The 19,483-nt window shown below is 36.0% G+C and carries 17 protein-coding genes and 1 other annotated feature; of the genes, 9 read left to right on the top strand and 8 right to left on the bottom strand.

The annotated features are described in order from the left end of the window. The first annotated feature begins 138 nt into the window (after positions 1–138). Positions 139–402, top strand: a binding site (T-box leader). 115 nt (positions 403–517) lie between these two features. After that, complete coding sequence (locus ACTXGU_RS07135) at positions 518–1,375, top strand: SAM hydrolase/SAM-dependent halogenase family protein (RefSeq protein WP_443480812.1); 858 nt, start codon at positions 518–520, stop codon at positions 1,373–1,375. Between the two features lie 59 nt (positions 1,376–1,434). On the opposite strand, the gene ACTXGU_RS07140 is transcribed toward ACTXGU_RS07135, so the two are convergent. Continuing rightward, positions 1,435–2,100, bottom strand: coding sequence for an SIMPL domain-containing protein (locus tag ACTXGU_RS07140; RefSeq protein WP_443480813.1), 666 nt, complete (start codon positions 2,098–2,100; stop codon positions 1,435–1,437). A gap of 181 nt (positions 2,101–2,281) precedes the next feature. After that, on the bottom strand, positions 2,282–3,709 hold the full coding sequence (locus ACTXGU_RS07145) for an NAD(P)-binding domain-containing protein (protein ID WP_443480814.1): 1,428 nt from the start codon (positions 3,707–3,709) through the stop codon (positions 2,282–2,284). Positions 3,710–4,483: 774 nt separating this feature from the next. On the opposite strand from ACTXGU_RS07145, the gene ACTXGU_RS07150 reads away from it, so the two are divergent. Beyond that, positions 4,484–4,915 (top strand): hypothetical protein, encoded by a 432-nt coding sequence (locus ACTXGU_RS07150; RefSeq protein ID WP_443480993.1) that lies wholly within the window; start codon positions 4,484–4,486, stop codon positions 4,913–4,915. Continuing rightward, on the top strand, positions 4,903–5,187 hold the full coding sequence (locus tag ACTXGU_RS07155) for a YxcD family protein (RefSeq protein ID WP_443480815.1): 285 nt from the start codon (positions 4,903–4,905) through the stop codon (positions 5,185–5,187). Before ACTXGU_RS07150 ends, ACTXGU_RS07155 begins: the two co-directional genes overlap by 13 nt. A gap of 149 nt (positions 5,188–5,336) precedes the next feature. Here the strand turns inward: ACTXGU_RS07155 and hmpA are convergent, their stop codons facing one another. Then, the gene (gene hmpA, locus ACTXGU_RS07160) at positions 5,337–6,563 is read right to left on the bottom strand and encodes an NO-inducible flavohemoprotein (protein ID WP_443480816.1); all 1,227 of its coding nucleotides are present in this window, start codon (positions 6,561–6,563) and stop codon (positions 5,337–5,339) included. A gap of 183 nt (positions 6,564–6,746) precedes the next feature. Between hmpA and ACTXGU_RS07165 the strand changes: the two genes are divergently transcribed. After that, on the top strand, positions 6,747–7,184 hold the full coding sequence (locus ACTXGU_RS07165) for an RrF2 family transcriptional regulator (protein ID WP_443480817.1): 438 nt from the start codon (positions 6,747–6,749) through the stop codon (positions 7,182–7,184). 254 nt (positions 7,185–7,438) lie between these two features. Here the strand turns inward: ACTXGU_RS07165 and ACTXGU_RS07170 are convergent, their stop codons facing one another. Beyond that, positions 7,439–8,476: a PTS transporter subunit IIC gene (locus ACTXGU_RS07170; RefSeq protein ID WP_443480818.1), complete on the bottom strand. Its 1,038-nt coding sequence runs from the start codon at positions 8,474–8,476 to the stop codon at positions 7,439–7,441. 284 nt (positions 8,477–8,760) lie between these two features. On the opposite strand from ACTXGU_RS07170, the gene ACTXGU_RS07175 reads away from it, so the two are divergent. Beyond that, entirely contained in the window at positions 8,761–9,165 is a 405-nt protein-coding gene (locus tag ACTXGU_RS07175; protein WP_443480819.1) for a VOC family protein, read from the top strand. Between the two features lie 729 nt (positions 9,166–9,894). After that, complete coding sequence (locus tag ACTXGU_RS07180) at positions 9,895–11,103, top strand: ATP-binding protein (protein ID WP_443480820.1); 1,209 nt, start codon at positions 9,895–9,897, stop codon at positions 11,101–11,103. Between the two features lie 103 nt (positions 11,104–11,206). On the opposite strand, the gene ACTXGU_RS07185 is transcribed toward ACTXGU_RS07180, so the two are convergent. The 4 genes from ACTXGU_RS07185 to ACTXGU_RS07200 form a co-directional block, all read right to left on the bottom strand. Further along, a complete protein-coding gene (locus ACTXGU_RS07185; RefSeq protein ID WP_443480821.1) occupies positions 11,207–12,214 on the bottom strand; it encodes a FecCD family ABC transporter permease in 1,008 nt (335 codons plus the stop codon). Beyond that, positions 12,214–13,221: a FecCD family ABC transporter permease gene (locus ACTXGU_RS07190; protein ID WP_443480822.1), complete on the bottom strand. Its 1,008-nt coding sequence runs from the start codon at positions 13,219–13,221 to the stop codon at positions 12,214–12,216. Before ACTXGU_RS07190 ends, ACTXGU_RS07185 begins: the two co-directional genes overlap by 1 nt. Positions 13,222–13,313: 92 nt before the next feature. After that, positions 13,314–14,234 carry an iron-hydroxamate ABC transporter substrate-binding protein gene (locus ACTXGU_RS07195; RefSeq protein ID WP_443480823.1) on the bottom strand — a complete coding sequence of 307 codons (921 nt, stop codon included), beginning with the start codon at positions 14,232–14,234 and terminating at the stop codon, positions 13,314–13,316. Beyond that, a complete protein-coding gene (locus ACTXGU_RS07200; RefSeq protein ID WP_443480824.1) occupies positions 14,185–15,030 on the bottom strand; it encodes an ABC transporter ATP-binding protein in 846 nt (281 codons plus the stop codon). The genes ACTXGU_RS07195 and ACTXGU_RS07200 overlap by 50 nt, the downstream gene beginning before the upstream one ends. A 384-nt stretch (positions 15,031–15,414) precedes the next feature. Here ACTXGU_RS07200 and ACTXGU_RS07205 point away from each other — a divergent pair, with 384 nt between their 5' ends. The 3 genes from ACTXGU_RS07205 (at position 15,415) to ACTXGU_RS07215 (ending at position 19,480) form a co-directional block, all read left to right on the top strand. Then, entirely contained in the window at positions 15,415–16,467 is a 1,053-nt protein-coding gene (locus ACTXGU_RS07205) for an NAD(P)/FAD-dependent oxidoreductase (protein WP_443480994.1), read from the top strand. 423 nt (positions 16,468–16,890) lie between these two features. Then, on the top strand, positions 16,891–17,841 hold the full coding sequence (locus ACTXGU_RS07210) for an ABC transporter substrate-binding protein (protein ID WP_443480825.1): 951 nt from the start codon (positions 16,891–16,893) through the stop codon (positions 17,839–17,841). A 628-nt stretch (positions 17,842–18,469) separates the two neighbouring features. After that, on the top strand, positions 18,470–19,480 hold the full coding sequence (locus ACTXGU_RS07215) for a FecCD family ABC transporter permease (protein ID WP_443480826.1): 1,011 nt from the start codon (positions 18,470–18,472) through the stop codon (positions 19,478–19,480). The last annotated feature ends 3 nt before the right edge of the window (positions 19,481–19,483 follow it).

Raw genomic sequence — 19,483 nt, forward strand, 5'->3', positions numbered from 1 at the left:
GTGTTTCTACAAAACTTCTTTTTTTATTGACATAGAAAGAAAGACAGAGAGAATTAGTATTTGAAAAATCAGACAATTTTATATTGACACAATTATTAGTGCGTGGCATGATTAATGCAAAGATTTTTGGGAAAAATAAAAATGACGAAGAAAAGAAGAGTACACTCGAAATGAAACTTAACAGAGAGCCTGGATTGGTGAAAGCAGGCAGTGGATAGTAGAGTTGGAAGATGGTCTTGGAGTCGAGTGGTTGAATAAAGGGGTGTACCTTTTTTAGATCGCTACGGAAGCACCCGTTATTCGTGCAACAGTATGACGAGAAACAGCTTAAGTACTGGTAGAGGCATAAGCAGTGATGCTTATGTGAATTAAAGGTGGTAACGCGTATAATACGCCCTTTTACGAGTTTGATTATGGAAATTCGTAAGAGGGCGTTTTTTATTTATGGATAATAATGGTTAAACTATTGAGAATAGTATAAGATACAGCTTTAATTTTAAAGGAGTGTTTTTTTAAAATGAGTAACTATTTAGTATTGCAAACGGATTTTGGCCTTTCTGATGGAGCAGTGAGTGCTATGCATGGTGTTGCTTATACAGTAAGCAATGGGATAGTAGTCCAAGATTTAACACATGATATTCCGCCATATGATATTTGGGCAGCTTCGTATCGTTTGCTGCAGACGGTTTCCTATTGGCCAAAAGGAACAGTTTTTGTTTCGGTAGTGGACCCAGGAGTTGGCAGTGATCGCCGTAGCATCGTCTGTAAAACAAAATCTGGTCATTATATTATTACTCCCGATAATGGCACATTAACGCATATAGAACATTATCAAGGAATTGAGGAAGTAAGGGTGATAAATGAAGTAGTAAGCCGTCTGCCTCATTCTGAAGAAAGTCATACTTTCCATGGACGCGACATATATGCCTATAACGGTGCTAGATTAGCTTGCAAGGAAGTAAGTTTTACAGAATTAGGAGAAGTTGTTCCATGTGAAACAGTTGAAAAGTTGAAGATTGAGGATTCAGTAGCCAAAAATGGCATCATTGCCGGGAATATTGATGTATTAGATATACGATTTGGATCGCTTTGGACTAATATTCCTCTTGCGTTAGTAAAAGAAAATCAAATTGATCATGGAGATTATTTACAAGTATCCATATTTCATGGAACAAAAAAGGTTTATCAAAATATTGTTAAATTTTCTAAATCTTTCGCTGATGTGAATATTGGCGAACCGTTAGTATACGTAAACTCACTCGTAAACATCGGGGTTGCAGTCAATCAAGATTCCTTTTCTCGTTTATACAATATCGGAACAGGAATTGATTGGAAAATAGAGATTAGAAAAGCAGCAAAGGTTATTTTTGAATAGGTAATGTCAAAAGTTTTAAAAATGCATGCGGCATCATCACCACATGCATTTTTATTTTTTTACGAAAAGTAATAAAACTCCGCTTCTAATTTTGCTTCTATCGTTATCTGTCCTGGTTCAATAGTTGTAGATACCCCCCCTACAAGTTCCGAACTCGCGACCGTTTTATAAGGGCGGGGAACTGGTTCGGTTGATTTTTCGATGATTTTAACAGGGACGGGATCAAGGTTGACTCGCATGGATTTTGCCAATGTTTTTGCTTTTGATATCGCATCTTCAAGTGCTGTTTTTAACGCTTGTTTATAATAAATATCTTTATTTTTAACAGTAAATTTAATATCTGATACCCTATTTGCCCCATTTTGCACAGCCGTGTCAATCACTTCACCCGTTTGGTCCATGTTTTCAATTGTAACAGAAAGCATATGTGTTACCTGATACCCTTTAAATTGCTGTTTGCCATCTACATAGTCGTATTGAGGATAAATAGTATAGTCTATTGTTTGAATATCTTTCTGAGCAATGCCTAGCTGCAACAAAGATTGAATGACTTGTTGGATAATGCGTGCGTTTTCTTGTTGGGCAAGCTTAAGCTCTACATTCATTGTTACTACACCTAATTGAACCACAGCTATATTCGGTTCCAAGGAAAGAATGCTATTTCCAAACAATGTCATACTTCGTTTCATTGGGTTATTTGTTTCTCTAACAGGAGGATAATACATGTTTTTTCCTCACTTCCGTAATAAAATCACTACTATTTATTTCATGAGAAATTTCTGTGGATTATGTCTTTTTTTCTAAAAAAAGAACATGCTACAGTGATGTAATGTTACATGTTTTAATATGGTGGAACACAAAAAAACAAGACAAGTCAACGAGACTTGTCTTGTTCCCTATTTCTGTTTATGATTTTACTTCTTTCTTCGGCCATTCCCCAATAAATTCAGGAACATTATATTCAAAGAAGTCTTTTAAGTTTTGGTCGCGGTCGTCAAGGAATAGCTCATCCGCAACTGCTGATACAATTTTTGGTACTCCGTAGCGCATGCCGGAAAGGGCAGAAGCGGCTAGACCACAGCTGATTAAAGCAGAATAGTTAAAGGCGAATAGGCCGTGCAGAAGCTTTTTCCCTTCTTCTTTTCGACTTAAGAAAGCGAAGCCGGGACTTAAATATGGATGAGCATCAAGCATTGGATTTGATACCTCTTCAGGAGCTTCATAATAATCCGACCAGCGAGCAATATACTTTTCGACACGCTTTAGCTCAGGACGCAATCCTGGGTCTGTAAGCAATCCTGTGCTGATGATAAGAAAATCAAAAGTGAATTTTCCTTGTGGTGTAGTTACGACTGCACCATCGATTGTAGCTTCAACATCGAGCCATGGCGCACCTAAATGTAGATTAAATCCAGGCCATGAAGCTGCCCGATTAAACGTGTCATTTGTTGGTGGCTGATTATGTTTGAAAAAATGGGACATTGCTGCATACTTATCTGCATCAGACAATGCTGGAAAACGTTCAATCATTCCCGAAGCTTCCATTTGACGGATAGGATTGATACGTGGCATTTCTGTACGGCGAACAAATACATGTGCTTCGCCTACACCTTCTGATAGAGCGAAATTTGCATTATCATATGCCGACGCTCCGCCACCCAAAACAGCAACTTTTTTCCCTTTTAATTTTTCAAAATCAATAAATTCAGAGGTGTGCGCATACAGGCTGCGTGGTAATTTATCGGAAATCATTGGCGGTACATGCCATTCTCCGCCGCCTTGAATGCCAGTAGCTAAAATTACTTTGCGCGCAAGTATTGTATCAGATGGAGCCCCTGCTCCACCAATATGTAAACGATGAACTCCTTCTTCTGTTGGTTCAATGTCGTTTAGCTTGACTTCATTTATTACCGGCAGTTGAAGCACTTTACGATACCAGCGTAAATAGTTCATCCAATCGCCACGAGGGATTTTATCAACCTCTTCCCAACCTTCTGAACCAACTTGTGCTTCCCACCATGAACGGAATGTTAAAGAAGGGACACCAAGATCAATCGATGTTAATTGCTTAGGAGTACGCAATGTTACCATTCGTGCATATGTTTCCCAAGGTCCTTCTAATCCTTCCGTATTTTCATCTATGATAAGAATATTGGATACTCGCTCCTTTAATAGACCAAAAGCGATGCCAAGACCGCTTTGTCCACCACCGACAATGACGACATCGTATACATGGCCTTCAGGATGATGAAGAGGACGAACCCAATCTGGACCTCCAAAGTTAAGGTAGGCTAGATCATTTTTTACTCTTTCGTTTAATGCTTCTAAGCTCATAAAAATTCATTCCTTTCTTATGTTATTAATAAAATTCACCTTCATCTGTAATCATTGTTTGAAAAAATGAAAGTTATGTCTTAATTAATGAAGTAAAATAAATAGGTGGTAAAACTTATGTGAGGTTTTATAACATGACTTCCTTTCCCACATATTATCATTATTTTCGATTTTAGTGTATTGTTTAAACTATCTAAATTTTCACTTAATGATTGGTTATAAGCACTAGTTGCCTTTTTCAATCTGTTTTTAAGTTCGTTAGTTGACGTTAGCCTATTGTTATTATACAATGTTCTTGTACAATTATTTATATACTCCAAAGGGGAGTAGCTAACAGTTATGTCGTCAATACGTGATGGATCAATCACCGGCTTAACTGGCAACAAATATGTTGTTTGCGAGACCTTTGCCAATTAGGTAAAGGGATAAATATGTCTATTAATAACCTTTACCAATTAGTTGGTGAAGGTTTTTTGTTTTTATAAAGGAGGAGAAAAACAGAAGAACATTAAAATGATTTAGTAATAATTAAAAATGCTGTTTTCTCAAAGTTTTTTGTTTTTTACGTGAAAAAATGGGAGCAGAAGTACTCAGCAGACTGAATACACGTAGACTCCTGTGGGAATGCGAGAAAGACGAGACCCCACAGGAGCGTATGCGACGAGGAGGCTTGACGCTCGCCCACGGAAAGCGAAGTGTATTCGGGCTGCGAGTTTAAAAGCAACAATCTATACGAAAACAGCCTTAAAAAAACATAATGGAGGAATAGTAATGATGAAAAAATTATTTGCAGCATTTTTAACAGTAACACTTTTATTTTCACCTATTGGGAGTATGATTCAAGATCAAACAACAACAGTAGAAGCAAAATCATATAAGTCCGGGAAAAAGAGTTTTAATCAGTCTAATTCTAACACTAATACGAATTCATTTTTCCAAAAAAAGAAAACAAATAATACAAATACTACTACAAAAAACAATACGAAAAAAGGTTTCTTTTCTGGCGGATTCATGAGAGGCTTAATGGTTGGTGGAATTGCAGGATTATTATTTGGCAGTTTATTTGCCAATATGGGAGTATTAGGTTCAATATTAGGCTTCATTATTAACATGATTGCCATCGTGTTTGTTATTGGAGTAATCCGCAAAATCTTCTCATATTATAAAAATAAAAAAAGACAGGAAGCCAATGGATGGAGACATTAATTCCTGAACAAGACATCATCAATGCCATTTGTGTATATATTTCTCGGAAAAAGCAAGTGAGTCCGCAAGAAGTGGAAGTAGAATTAATGTACGATGATGATTATGGTTTTTCTGCAGAAGCATATGTCCATGACCGCAAGCAAATTTTAGTTACACAAAATATAATAGAAGCTTTGCGATTATGGATGGATGAGTATTTGCATATAGATCCGTATATTGGAATAAAGCTTGTGTTGGATGAGGAAGAGGGAATTATTGCTGTAACTCGTTAAATAGAAATAGGCTGGTCGACAATCTTTGTCAATCAGCCTATTTTAATTCATTTAGTTTCCGATTTCCGTCGAGTTTTTTCACTAGCGCTATGAACAGATGTATAATAAAATAAAACTAATAATTTTGTAAAAAAGAATTAGTGAGTTGATTAACTTTCGTTTTCTAAATTTACGGAAGGACCAAAAAATTCGTAATGAATATGGGAATCGTTAATACCTAATTCTTTTAAACTGGAAAGAATGCTGCGTAAAAATGGAACAGGTCCACATACAAAGTAGTTAGCATCTTTTTTTGTTATACTTGTTTGTAATAAGTCCGTATCAATAAACCCTTGCTTTTTGAAATGGTTATTTTGTTTATCTTCAGCAGTAGGGTTATCGTATACAAAAGATAAGTGGAAGTTCGTTAATTCTTTTTCCAATGTTGTTAATTCTTCTTTAAATGCCTGAACACTGCCGTTTCTTGAAGCGTGAATAAATTCTATTTCTTGATTTGGCTGTTTTTCAGCAATAGCATTTAGCATACTCATAAATGGAGTAATTCCTACACCACCGCTTATAAACACAACTTTTGAATGTTCGATCTTGTCGTTAAGAGTAAATTCACCGGCAGGAGCCGTAACTTCCAGTATATCTCCTATATTAATATTGTCATGAAGATAGTTCGATACTATCCCATTAGGCTGAGTTGCTTCTGCTTCTCTTTTTACAGAAATTCGGAAATGTTTTTTATTTGGTGCAGCAGACAGGCTATACTGACGGTTAAATAAATATTTCTCTCCAGGAATAGAAAGTCGGATTGAAATATATTGGCCAGGTTTAAATGAAGGTAAAGCAGTATTGTCTTCTGCTTCTAAATAAAAGGACGTAATACAATCACTTTCTTTTACTTTATCCATTACTTTAAAGTTTTTATAGTCGCTCCATCCATCTTTTTGGTCGGTGGCTTCTGTATACATTTCTTTTTCAATCGAAATAAAAACATCTGCAATGACACCATAAGCTTCAGTCCAAGCGTTAATGATTTCTTCTGTAGCGGCTTCTCCGAGAACTTCTTTTATTGATTGCAGAAGAAATTGTCCTACAATTGGATAATGTTCCGGTTTCACTGCTAAACTGCGGTGTTTATGGGCGATTTGTTTTATAACAGGAATAATGGTTTCAAGCTTATCTATATACTTAGCTGCTGCAAGTATCGTGTTTGCAAGGGCGGTTTGTTGTCTTCCTTGTTTTTGATTCGTATGATTAAAGATATTTAATAATTCTGGATGTGCTTCAAACATATTTTTGTAAAAAATAGTTGTAATTTGTGCTCCGTGCACTTCTAATACTGGAACGGTAGATTTAATAATTTCTATTGTTTTCTGTGATAGCATAATGAAAAGCCTCCTTTTTTATAGTAGTATATTAAATATATATTCTTAATACTAGAACGAATAAACAACAAAAGCAATATTTGAAATACATCTTTTAGAGTCTTATGTTAAAAAATTAACAAAGTGTTCACATTTACACTATGAAAAACGTAATAATTCTACATATGGATAGGAAGGATAAATATGAGACTAACTAGTTATACAGATTATTCACTTCGGGTATTAATCTATTTAGCAAATAATAATCAAGAGAAACTAGTCAATATAAAAGATATTGCGGAAATTTACGATATTTCCAAAAACCATTTAATGAAAATTATTTATAATTTAGGGAAAATGGGATATATCGAAACAATAAGAGGCAGAAATGGAGGAATGCGTTTAGCAATGAATCCAGCTGATATCAATATAGGAGAATTGGTGCGTAAAACCGAAGAAGATTTTCATATTGTAGAATGTTTTGAGGATCAAAACAAGTGTATTATTACGCCTGTATGTTCGTTAAAGCACATACTATATGAAGCGCTTCAGCAATTTTTAAAAGTTCTCGATCAATATACATTAGAAGACATTATACAAAACAATGTTCTACTAAAACAATATTTAGCATTAAAAGCTTAGGTTGTTATCTCAAAGTTTGTGTTGTTTTTTACGTAAATAAAAATGGGAGAAGAAGTACTCAGCAGACTGAATACACGTAGACTCCTGTGGGAATGCGAGAAAGACGAGACTTAAGCAGAGCGTATGCGACGAGGAGGCTCGACGCTCGCCCACGGAAAGCGAAGTGTATTCAGGCTGCGATTTTAAAAGCAACAATCTATACGAAAACAGCCAAAGCTTAAAAAAGCTGACTTTCAAAGTCAGCTTTTTTAAAATCAATCAAAATGCAGTTTATAATCGTCTGCTTTAATCATCTTTAGTTTTTTCGAAAATACATAAATAAGTACAACGTTTAAGATAAAAGGAAGAATAAAGAAAGTGCTTATCATAATAAGGATATTTTCGGTTGTCCAGCCGCCTTCAGCTAGGTGCATATAGTTTAGCGGCCCGACTAAACCAGATAATCCAAAACCGGCGCTGTATGGTGTACCTTGAATATTTAATAAACCTGCTAATGCTCCCAAACATGCTGCTGTAATAACCATAGGGATAATAATTTTTGGCTTCATGAAGAAGTTGCGCATTTGGATTTTTGGAGAACCAAGTACATGTGCTAATGCTGTTCCAAGTGCGTTGGCTTTATAACTGGCTATAGCTAGCCCGATGCCTGCTGCCACAATTCCTAGATTGGCAGCGCCAGATCCGATGCCTGATAGTGAAATTACGGTAGCAACTCCAACAGTTGAAATTGGCGATAAAATAATGATGCAGAATACAACAGAAATAATCATACCCATCACAACAGGCTGCAACGATGTGATGTTTGCAATACCTACTCCAATTATACCAGTAGTAGATTTGATATAAGGTAAGATTACGTAGCCAATCATTCCAGGAACTAAGATACTTAAAGTCGGCAGCAAAAGAATAGAATACTCCTTAAATCGATTCCCGATAAATTGCACAAATAGTACAGCTAAAGCTGCTGTAATCCCAGTATTAATAACAATTCCAATGCCATTTAACGCAAATAAACCGTCGGCAGTTTTCTGAATAGCCCCACTTCCGACCATTGCAGCAATCCCTACACTTGCTGTTTGAATAGATGGCAGCTTAAAAGTAACACCGACCATTACCCCAATCATAACCGGCAATAAGCTCATCACAATGGTTGTAATATCTAAAACATGTTGTAGAACTGGAAAAGAAGGTATTAATAACTTTAATAATTCACCTAATAATGCATTTGGTATTAACGAAACGACAATCCCTATACTCATGCCTGTCAATAATTTATGAAAAAATTCTTTCATGGTAAAAGTCCCCAATCGCTTTGATATTGGAGTTAATTATAGAAAAGATTCCGATAAGCGTCAATGAATTTTTTTTAACACTTCAACGCGAAGACGCAAAAACGTGTTGAAGAAGAATAATAAATTTCGGGAAAAGTAATCAATTAATGATAGTATAAAAGTAATAAAGTAGTTTGCTTTTTGCTGAAAATGGGCAAGTTTAAGAGGGGAGCTGTACATCCCGATTATTCTGGTTATTTGGAGAATCCAAAAAAACAGATAGAAAGATGAATGGAGGGAACAGTATGGAAAAATCAAGACAGAGGATTACACCGTTTTTCACGTTTAGTGGAAATGCAGAAGAGGCGATGAATTATTATATTTCTATTTTTCCAGATTCTAAATTGGTTTCTCTAACTCGTATTTCAAAGGAAGATCGAGGAGAAGAAGGGAAGCTTCTTAATGGAACATTTGAACTAATGGGACAGCAGTTTATGGTGCTGGATATGGAAAAAGAATATTGTCCAGCATTTACTTGGGCAGTATCATCATTAATTGAATGTAAAGATCAAAAAGAATTTGATCATTTATTTACGAATCTATCGGAAGAGGGAGTCGTGATGATGGGACCCGAACCAATTCTTCATTTTCGTCAAGTAGCATGGGTGACGGATAAGTTTGGAGTCACTTGGCAATTAATTTGGGAATAAGAGTGATAGGTAGCAGCGGAATCATTCTGATTACTATTCATTAAGGTTGAGCCTGTCTTAGAGGGCTCATTTTTTGTTTTTATTAAAGGCTGTGTTGTTTAATATTGACACTCTGTTGATTGGAGTGGAAAGCGTGAGACTCTTGCTGGGAAAGCGAGGCAGAGGGAAACCCCACAGGCGCACAGCGAGGCCGCTGAAGAAGTATTTTAATTATAAAAATTATAGGTAAAACCCTTATATTTAGTAGGATAAAAATGGTATAGAGAGTTTGAAAACGACCATCATGTTGGTTAGGAGAGGCGTCCGTACGACTCCTGCGGGATTAGCGAGACAGGCGAGACCCCACAGGAGCAAAGCGACGAGGAGGCTCGGCGCTCGCCCCGCGGAAAGCGTGTGGTAAGCCTTGGAAAACCGAACGAAAACCTCTGAGTGCTTGGATTTTCACTATCTATATTTCATAGCATCCACTTTTTCAGTGACCTCCGCACAGTGCCGAGGAGGCTCCCAGACCTCCTGCGGAAAGCGAACACCTAAGGGCAAGTTTAACAGAGCATTATTAAATAAAGAGAAGGTTTAATGCAAGATAAGTTTGGAAATACAATAAGAGAATAATGGCATTAACAAGATGTAATTTGCAGTATTTGAAAAAAGATACTAATTGTTACCTTCTTTTGATAGAATTGTTAATAAATAAATAAATACATATTCAATTAAAAAGGTGTTTGCAAAATGAAGCAATTTAATGAAATGACTCAAAAATTATACTACTATATTATGGCGGTTATTATCTTTCTAATGATTGCTGGAATTTTTTCCACATGCTATGGTTTGGAAAAATTACGAATCGGAAACTATTTACATATTGTACTAGTATTTCTTTTTTCCATCCTGCTTTTAATTTATCCTAAATTTGAAACAACTCTTTTGAGAATAATCATTATGATAGTAGGTTCTACTTACTTTTATGCATTATTTTTTATATACCCGGAAGTATGGTCAGGTTTTATTTTCATCTGCTTTATTCCAGCTATTTCGATATTATTTTTTGATGCAAAGTTATTTTATTTTTCGTTAATTCTAAATGGTATTTTATATACAATGACGCATAGTTATATTTATTTAATGGAAGATGATCCGGTGTATAACTATATGGAAATAAATATTTTTGGTAATATTATTAATTTTATCGGAAGTCAGGCAATTTTATTTTTTATTTTTCAGTTTACTTTGGCGCGAATTAAAAAACAGCAATTATATTATGAGCAATTACAACAATCAGAGCGATTGCTTACAACGGGACAGCTTGCTGCAGCAGTCGCACATGAAATAAGAAATCCATTGACAGTAGTTAAAGGTTTTTTGCAGTTTTACAAAAAAGATACGTCACTTCATGCTGATACGAAAAGAAACTTTTCTTTAATGATTGATGAATTAAATACAGCTGAACAAGTAATATCTCAATTTCTAATGGTTGCGAAACCAGATAGAGATAAAAGAATGAGAAAAATAGATGTTGCTGCTGCGCTTAAAAGTGTAACAGATTTAGTGAAATCATATGGATTATTACGAGATAATCAGATTTATTTAAACATTCAAGCAGACTGCTTTATCATGATGAATTTAATAGAATTTAAACAGTTAATGATTAACTTAATAAAAAATGCAATAGAGGCATCCAACTATGGTCAATCAGTCGAAATACAGGCGGTAAAGCAAAAAAACAGTGTGGAAATTAGAGTAATTGATGAAGGGGAAGGGATGACAGAAGAAGAGGTTCAATCACTAGGTACCCCTTTTTATTCACTAAAAAGTAAAGGGACCGGATTAGGAATGATGATATGCTTTAATATAATAAAAAAATATTATGGGGAAATAAATATAATAAGCGCCAAAAGAGAAGGGACAACGGTTATCATTCGCTTTCCGCTTAAAGGATAATTGCCTTCATTAATAATATGAAGAAAAACTCCCAATCATATTGGGAGTTTATTCAGTTATAAAATTATTTTATCAATCTCTATTTTAGTAGTAATTGCTTAATTTATTTTTTTAATAACAAGAAAATAAAATATGGGCCCCCAATTAAAGCAACCATAATGCCTACAGGTATACCGTTCGGATCGATAATATTTCTGCCGATTGTATCTGCAAGTAAAAGCAGCATGCCGCCAATTAGCATAGCAACTGGAAGAAATACCTGATTTCTCGGACCTACTAATGCTTTAGCGATATGAGGAGCCATTAGTCCGATAAAAACAATGCTTCCGGCGGCTGAAACAGCTGCTGCAGCAAGTGCAATGGCAGCTATAAAGAGGATGCTTCTTTCTTTGCTAATTGATACACCAAGACCAACTGTGACAGGCTCACTGAGCCCGAGAAGATCTAGACGGTATGCTTTAAACATCGTAAAAGGGATAAGAATAATTAGCCATGGCAGTATGGCATATATAAATATCCAATCATCTCCCCAAATATTACCTGCTAACCAGGTCGCAATAAAATCAACTTTCGCACGGTCTGCAGAAGAAATAAGTACAATTATGAAGCCAGACAATGCCATGGAAAATCCTACGCCGACTAATACGAGCCTTGTTGGCTGGAACCCAAATGTCCGATCATAGGAAAAGAAATAGATAAAACCAAATGTTATGATAGCACCAATAAAAGCAAAAAACGGAATCAAATAGGTAAAGCTTCCAGCCTCTATTGGAAAGTATAAGAAGAAAACAGCAATAGCTACCCCTGCCCCTGAGTTAATGCCAATAATTCCAGGGTCAGCAAGATCATTTCGGGTTATCCCTTGTAAAATAGCACCTGATAAAGCGAGGGCTATACCAGATAAAAATGTAATAATAATTCTAGGCAGTCGAATGGAATATAATACAAACTCTTCTTTAAATGATCCGCTTCCCAAAAATGATGGCATTAATCGATTATAAGATAATGAAGAGGCTCCTAAGCCTAAACTAATAAAAATAGTAGCAACAATGGCTAGTATTAAAATCAATAATGTAATGCGCTGTTTCTTAAGTAAAGATGGATGAATCATCAGTATGCTTGCCCTCCTTTTTTTACTATAAATAAGAAGAAAGGCAATCCTAACATGGCAACAATTGCTACGACAGGTGTTTCATAAGGTGCGTGAATCGTTCTTCCTAACGTATCCGCAATTAACATAAATATTGCTCCACATATTGCGGACATCGGGATAACAAAACGGTAATCGGGTCCAATAATAGCTCGGACGATATGTGGAATCATTAACCCAATAAATGCCATGTTTCCAACCAGTGCAACAGCGGAACCGGCTAAAATGGTAATCACAATAAAAAGAATCGTTTTTATATACTTTGTTTTTTGTCCTAAACCGACAGCCACATCTTCGCTTAAGCTTAATATAGTAAGTTGTCTTGATAAAAAAATAGAAATAAATATTCCAATTAAAACAAATGGAATGACAAGCTTGAGCTGCCCCCAAGTTGTGCCAATTAGCCCACCAGCGGTCCACAAGGATACATTTTTTGATATTTTAAAATAAATGCTAATCCCTTCTGCAAGAGCAGTTAAAAATGCTGAAATTGCTGACCCAGCCAATATAAGCTTTACGGGAGTAAATCCAGTTCGTTTTATTAATCCGACCCCAAATACCAACAATGTTCCAATGGCAGATCCAATAAAACAAGCAATCATGATAGTGAAATAATTAGCGGATGGAATAAAGGCAAGAGTTAAAGCAAGGGCAAAATTTCCTCCTGCTGTTAATCCGAGCAAACCTGGATCAGCGAGTGGATTTTTTGTCATTCCTTGCATAATAGCACCAGAAACACCTAATGCGGCTCCGACGGTTATTCCTGCTACTTCCCTTGGTAAACGAATTTCACGAAGCAAGGTTATTTTATCGTTTTTTATATCAGAGGTAAGTGCTAGCCAAACATCTTTTACTGCTGTATCTGCGGCACCTAAAATCATCGCAATAAAAAAAACAGCCAAAAGTAAAATAGATCCTATCGTAAATTTCCAAGTAAGAGACTTATTAAGTTGAGTTTCTTTTGTCATCTATCATCTTTTCTTTCTATAATATAGTAGGTTTTTTCTAACTATGAAAAAAGCAGCATTACTATTAAAAAAATAATGCTGCCTACAAACAATTAGTTTTGCAGAAAATGCTGCTTGAAGAATTCTAGTTGATAATCTAGCGTTAATGGATCATTAAAGTAGAATTCATTTGCGTTTGCCTCATATACATGGTTATTTTTAACCGCTGGAATTTTTTTGTATGTGTCGGTTTTTTGGAATGAGTTATCTTGGTTATTGTATTTGCTCACGATAAGATAGTCGCCGGAAAACTCTGGAAGAACCTCTTGTGATAATGCATAATAACCATCTTTAAGCGCCATCTTTTTTACTTTTTCCGGCATGTTTAATTTCATTTCTTGATAAAGAATTTCTGTACCACGACCCCAGTTATTTCCAAAAACATAAAGTTGTTTGTCGTAGTTTTCAATAACAGAAACGGTAGCATCTTTGCCGATCTTTTCCTTGACTTCTTCTCCGGCACTTTGTGCACGTTTTTTAAAGTCATCTATCCAAGCCTGTGCTTCTTTTTCTTTATTTAATAGTTTACCTATTTCTAAATGCTGTGTTAAATAATCTACTTTTCCGTATGTAAAGATAACGGTTGGAGCAATTTCTTTTAACTTATCTACATTTTTAACATTGTCTAAACCGACAATTAAATCAGGGTTTAATTCAATAATTTTTTCTAGGTTTTCATCCGAAACTTCTTGAACATTTTTTAATTTCTCATCAAAACGCGGATTCATTTTCGTCCAGGAATCTACGCCAACAACGTTCACGCCTAAAGACATCACATTTCCTGCAAAGGATGATAATACGACCACTCTTTTTGGATCTGCCGGAACGTCAACAGGACCATTTTCTGATTGGTATGTAATGGTTTTAGACTCTTCCTTTTTTGAATCGCTGCTTGTTTTTTCTGATGTTTTGTTACCGCATGCGCTAATAACTAACGCTAAGATTAGAATAAATGGGACTAACAGTTTTTTCATAGTTGTTTTCTCCTTTAATTAGATGGTAGGTTAGACACATTGGTTTGTTTGTTCTTGGATCTCTGCCGATTTCAGCATCAATTTGAAATACTTCTTTGAGAACCTCATGGGTAATGACTTCTTCGCAACTGCCAGCTTTCACGACTTCCCCGTCTTTAAGCGCCACAATATAATCGGCAAATCGTGCTGCCTGATTAAGGTCGTGCAGCACCATCACAATCGTTCTTTCCTGTTCTATGTTCAGTTTTTGTAATAGTTCAAGCACTTCAAGCTGGTGAGCCATATCTAAATAGGTGGTAGGCTCATCTAGAAAAATAATATCTGTTTCTTGAGCAAGTGCCATTGCAATCCAAACACGTTGTCTTTGACCGCCAGACAAAGCGTCGACAGGGCGATGTTTAAATTCTTTTGTACCGGTGACTTCAAGCGCCCAGTCAATTGCTTCTATATCCTTTGTCGTTAATTTCCCAAACCCTTTTTGATGTGGGAATCTTCCATAGGAAACTAATTCTCCAACAGTCAACCCCATTACCGCTTCTGGAGTTTGAGGAAGAATAGCCATCTTTTTGGCCAAACTCTTCGTGTTTACTTTTGAAATATTTTCCCCGTCCAAAATAACGGATCCGGATTGATGGGAAATAATACGAGTAATCGCTTTTAATAAGGTTGATTTTCCACATCCGTTTGAACCAATAATTGTCGTGATTTTTTTATCCGGTATTTCTACACAAAGGTCTTTGACAATCAGTTTTTCCCCATAGCCAATGCTTATATCTTCGGTATATAGTCGAACCATTATATTCCTCCTCGTTTTTTATTATGGAAAAAGATGTTTTCTCAAAATTTGTTGTTTTTTACACAAAAAATTGGAGAAGAAGTACTTAGCAGACTGAATACACGTAGACTCCTGTGGGAATGCGAGAAAGACGAGAACCCGCAGGAGCGTATGCGACGAGGAGGCTCGACGCTCGCCCACGGAAAGCGAAGTGTATTCAGTCTGTGATTTTAAAAGCAACAATCTTTACGAAAGCAGTAATTGAGAATGATAATCATTAATGTCTAGTTAAATAGTAATATCCTTTGAATTATCTGTCAATACATGATTGTAAAAAATGATAAAAAGAGATACTATTTATTGAGAATGATAATCAATAACTTTATTATTGAGGAGTGAACGATGATGAAAAGTGCAGAATTATTCGATGTAACGATTATTGGTGGAGGACCTGCTGGGCTTTACTCTGCTTTTTATAGTGGACTTAGAGAAATGAGAACGAAGATCATTGAATATTTGCCACAATTAGGCGGCAAACTGCATTTATATCCAGAAAAAATGATTTGGGATGTAGGTGGCCATGCCCCGCTTCCAGGTGAGAAATTAAGGGAGCAGCTTGTAGAGCAAGGGCTTACTTTTCAACCTGAGGTAATATTAAATACAAAAATTAAGTCCATTTCAAAAAATGAAGAGGGAATTTTTATGCTTGAAACAGAAGCCGGTGAATACCACTACTCCAAAACGGTTATTGTTGCTGTTGGAAGTGGCATCATAACACCACAGAAATTAACGATTGAAGGAGCAGAAAGATTTGAGGTATCAAACTTACATTATACAGTAAAATCGTATCGGCACTTTAAAGATAAAGTAGTTTTAATTTCCGGAGGCGGGAACTCAAGCTTAGATTGGGCGCTAGAATTAGAACCTATTGCGAAAAAAGTATATTTAACTTGTCGGAAAGATGCGATGAAAGGTCATGAAGCAAACGCAACGGAACTATTAAAAAGCTCAGTTGAATGTTTATTTCATACATCTATTACAAAATTAATCGCAATGGATAATGGAAAAGAAATTGCATCAGTTGAGCTGACAAATCATCAAACAAATGAAAGAAGTACTTTAACAGTTGATGAAGTTGTCATCAATCACGGTTACGAAATGGATTCATCATTATTGAAAAATAGTAAATTAGACATTCAAATGCTGGAAGATTTTTATATTGCAGGGAATGCAATGAGCGAAACGTCGATACCTGGAATATATGCAGCTGGTGATATTTTAAAACATGAAGGAAAAGTTCAGTTAATTGCTGGGGCCTTTCAAGATGCTGCAAATGCAGTAAATAAAGCAAAACGGTTTATTGAGCCAGAAGCAGATAAAAGTGCTATGGTTTCTAGTCATAATGATGTTTTTCATGAACGGAATCGGAAAATAATTAGAAAAATGGTCCATAAATAATAGTTTACTTTTTTTAAATAAAGGCTGTGTTAAAGCTAATTGTTGATTTTTATACTTTGTTAATTAGAGCGGAAATCAACAGGCAAGTTAACAGAGACCCCACGCTAATAAAAATTCGCACCATGGCACATGGAAAGAAGCAGTCTCCACATTTATAGCACAGAGCAGCGTGAATACACGAAGACTCCTGCGGGAAAGCGAGACAGACGAGACCCTGCAGGAGCGTAGCGACGAAGCGGCTCGGCGCTCGCCCGCGGAAAGCGTAAGTGTATGCGCGCTGCGGAACTTCTTTTCAGAGTGGCTTAATTAAAAAAGTTTTTTTTATTACTATACTTGTTGTTTTACTTTTACATTGTTAGAATATGTTTATATTTAATGAAAATGATATTCGTTATTAATTACTTTACATAAAGGGGAAAGAAAATGAAAAATAGAAATAAAATAACGGCATTTAGCATCATGTTAGTTATTATCATCTCTTCTTTTTTGGCAGCGTGTGGAAAAACAGAATCATCCAACTCTGATAATAAAGAGAAAAGCAGCGAGGAAACTAGAGTAATCAAACATGAATTAGGAGAAACACCAATTGTCGGCGAGCCGAAAAAAATTGTGGCTCTTGAATTTTCATTTGTAGACGGATTATGGGAGCTTGGTGTAGCGCCTGTAGGAATCGCACATGAAAACGATGATGATGTAGAAGGTTTATTAGGACAAAAAATTAAGTATACTTCTGTTGGAACAAGACAACAGCCAAATCTAGAAGCAATAAGTGCGTTACAGCCTGATTTGATTATTGGAGACTTAAACCGTCATAAAGATATTTATGATGAACTATCAAAAATTGCACCAACTATTATCCTAAAAAGCAGAAATACTTCTTATGAAGAAAACTTAGATTCTTTTAAAACGATTGCAAAAACATTAAATAAAGAAGCAGAAGGCGAAAAGCGTCTTGCAAAACATGCAGAAATCATTGATCAAGTGAAAAAGGAAGTTCCTTCCGATGAAAATAGAAAGATATTGATCGGAGTGTTTAGAGCAGATTCACTAAGTGCCCATGGATCAACATCATTTGGTGGAGAATTATTAGAAAAAATCGGCGTGAAAAATGCTATTCAAGATGCAAAGGAGCCTACATTCAATATTAATTTAGAGCAAATGGTTGAATGGAATCCGGATGTTATCTTTATGGCAGAAGCAGATAAAGCATTGTTGGAAGAGTGGAAAAAGAATCCGCTTTGGAATGAAATTGCTGCGGTAAAAAATAATCAAGTTTATGAAGTAGACAGAGCACTCTGGACTCGATATCGCGGCTTAAAGTCAGCAGAAAAAATTGTCGAGGAGGCAACAGATATATTGTATAATAGCAATTGATGGTCATATTAACCATTTTTAAGAGGCCTATACAATATATTTTACATTTAATTTTGAACTATACAGAGAATGAAAAGTTCAAATAAATCTGTCTCGCTGCATGTAAATGAGCGCCATTTCAAAGCCCTTCATTCAGATCAAAATATGTTGGATTTTTAAGCACATTTAGGTCATGGTAGCATCCGAGGAAGCTGAGGACCGAAGAAAAATTTGCGTTTATAAATACCTTGAGAGTCAGACTAAAATCTGGCTCTCTTATTTATTATTGGCTCTGTTAAACGATAGTGTTAATTATAAGAAGGGAATCTGTGAGACTCCTGCGGAAAGGGAGTGGATTCCCTGACCTTTTGGAAATCAACAATGGAATTTAACAGAGTCTTATTATTAAAGCTATTTTCTAAAAGTTTGTTGTTTTTGAATAAAATAATAAACATGGCTGAAGCACGGAGCAGCCTGAATTCACGTAGACTCCTGCGGGAAAAGCGAGAAAGACGAGACCCCACAGGAGCATAGCGACGAGGAGGCTCGGCACTCGTCCGCGGAAAGCGAAGTGTATTCAGGCTGCGGGTTAAATTTCAACAATCTATACGAAAAGAGTTATTAAATGATAGCCAAGGGAGGTTAATTTTTGAATCAGACTATTCTTAATAAGACGAAATGGAACCTTTTTAGCCTCTATTTATTATTGTTTGTACTTTTGTTTATTGGAATATGTATCAGCGTTTTTATCGGTACGACTTCCATTTCCATATCTACGCTGTTGCAGCAATGGTTGGATCAGGAAAAATCAAAAGAATTGCTCGTTTTTGAAACAATCCGCTTACCAAGGGCGATGCTTGGTGTTATTATTGGGACGAATTTAGCGATTGCAGGTGCTTTAATGCAGGCGTTGACAAGAAATCCTCTTGCGTCTCCTCAAGTTTTTGGAATAAATGCAGGTGCTTCTTTTGTTGTGGTGTTTTCTATTATTTTTCTTCCGAAAATTAATGCTGCAAATCTCGTTTATTTTGCCTTTTTAGGATCCGTTGTAGGCGGTTTTATCGTTTATTCTTTTGCTGCCTCAAAAGAAATGTCCAATATGAAGATTGCCTTAGTAGGAATGGCAGTGCATTTGTTATTATCGTCTTTTACACAAGGAATGCTTATCTTTAATGAGCAAATCTCTAATGTCCTTTTTTGGTTATCAGGAGCGATAAGCGGTGCTACATGGAGTGATGTCAAAATCATATTGCCATGGTCTATTTTCGGCATTGTTTCCTCTATGCTACTAGCAAAATCATTAACGATTTTCCGTTTAGGTGAGGAAACTGCTATTGGGTTAGGGTTGAAAATTCAGGTAATCAAACTAATCACCGCCATCATGGTTGTTATTTTGGCAGGTTCATCCGTTGCGGTGGCTGGATCAGTAGGCTTTATCGGATTGATGATTCCCCATATTGCCAGAAAGATGGTTGGTGGAGATTATCGAAGGGTGATTCCTATTTCCGCATTATGTGGAGCGATTTTATTAACATATGCTGACGTATTGTCACGCTTTATTGCGTATCCTTATGAATCTCCAGTCGGCATTATTACTGCTATTATAGGTGCTCCGTTTTTTCTTTATCTTGCAAGAAATAAGACGAAAAAAGGAGTGTGAACT

It is taken from the genome of Niallia sp. 01092, from assembly GCF_052318935.1.
Taxonomy (GTDB): Bacteria; Bacillota; Bacilli; order Bacillales; family Cytobacillaceae; genus Niallia.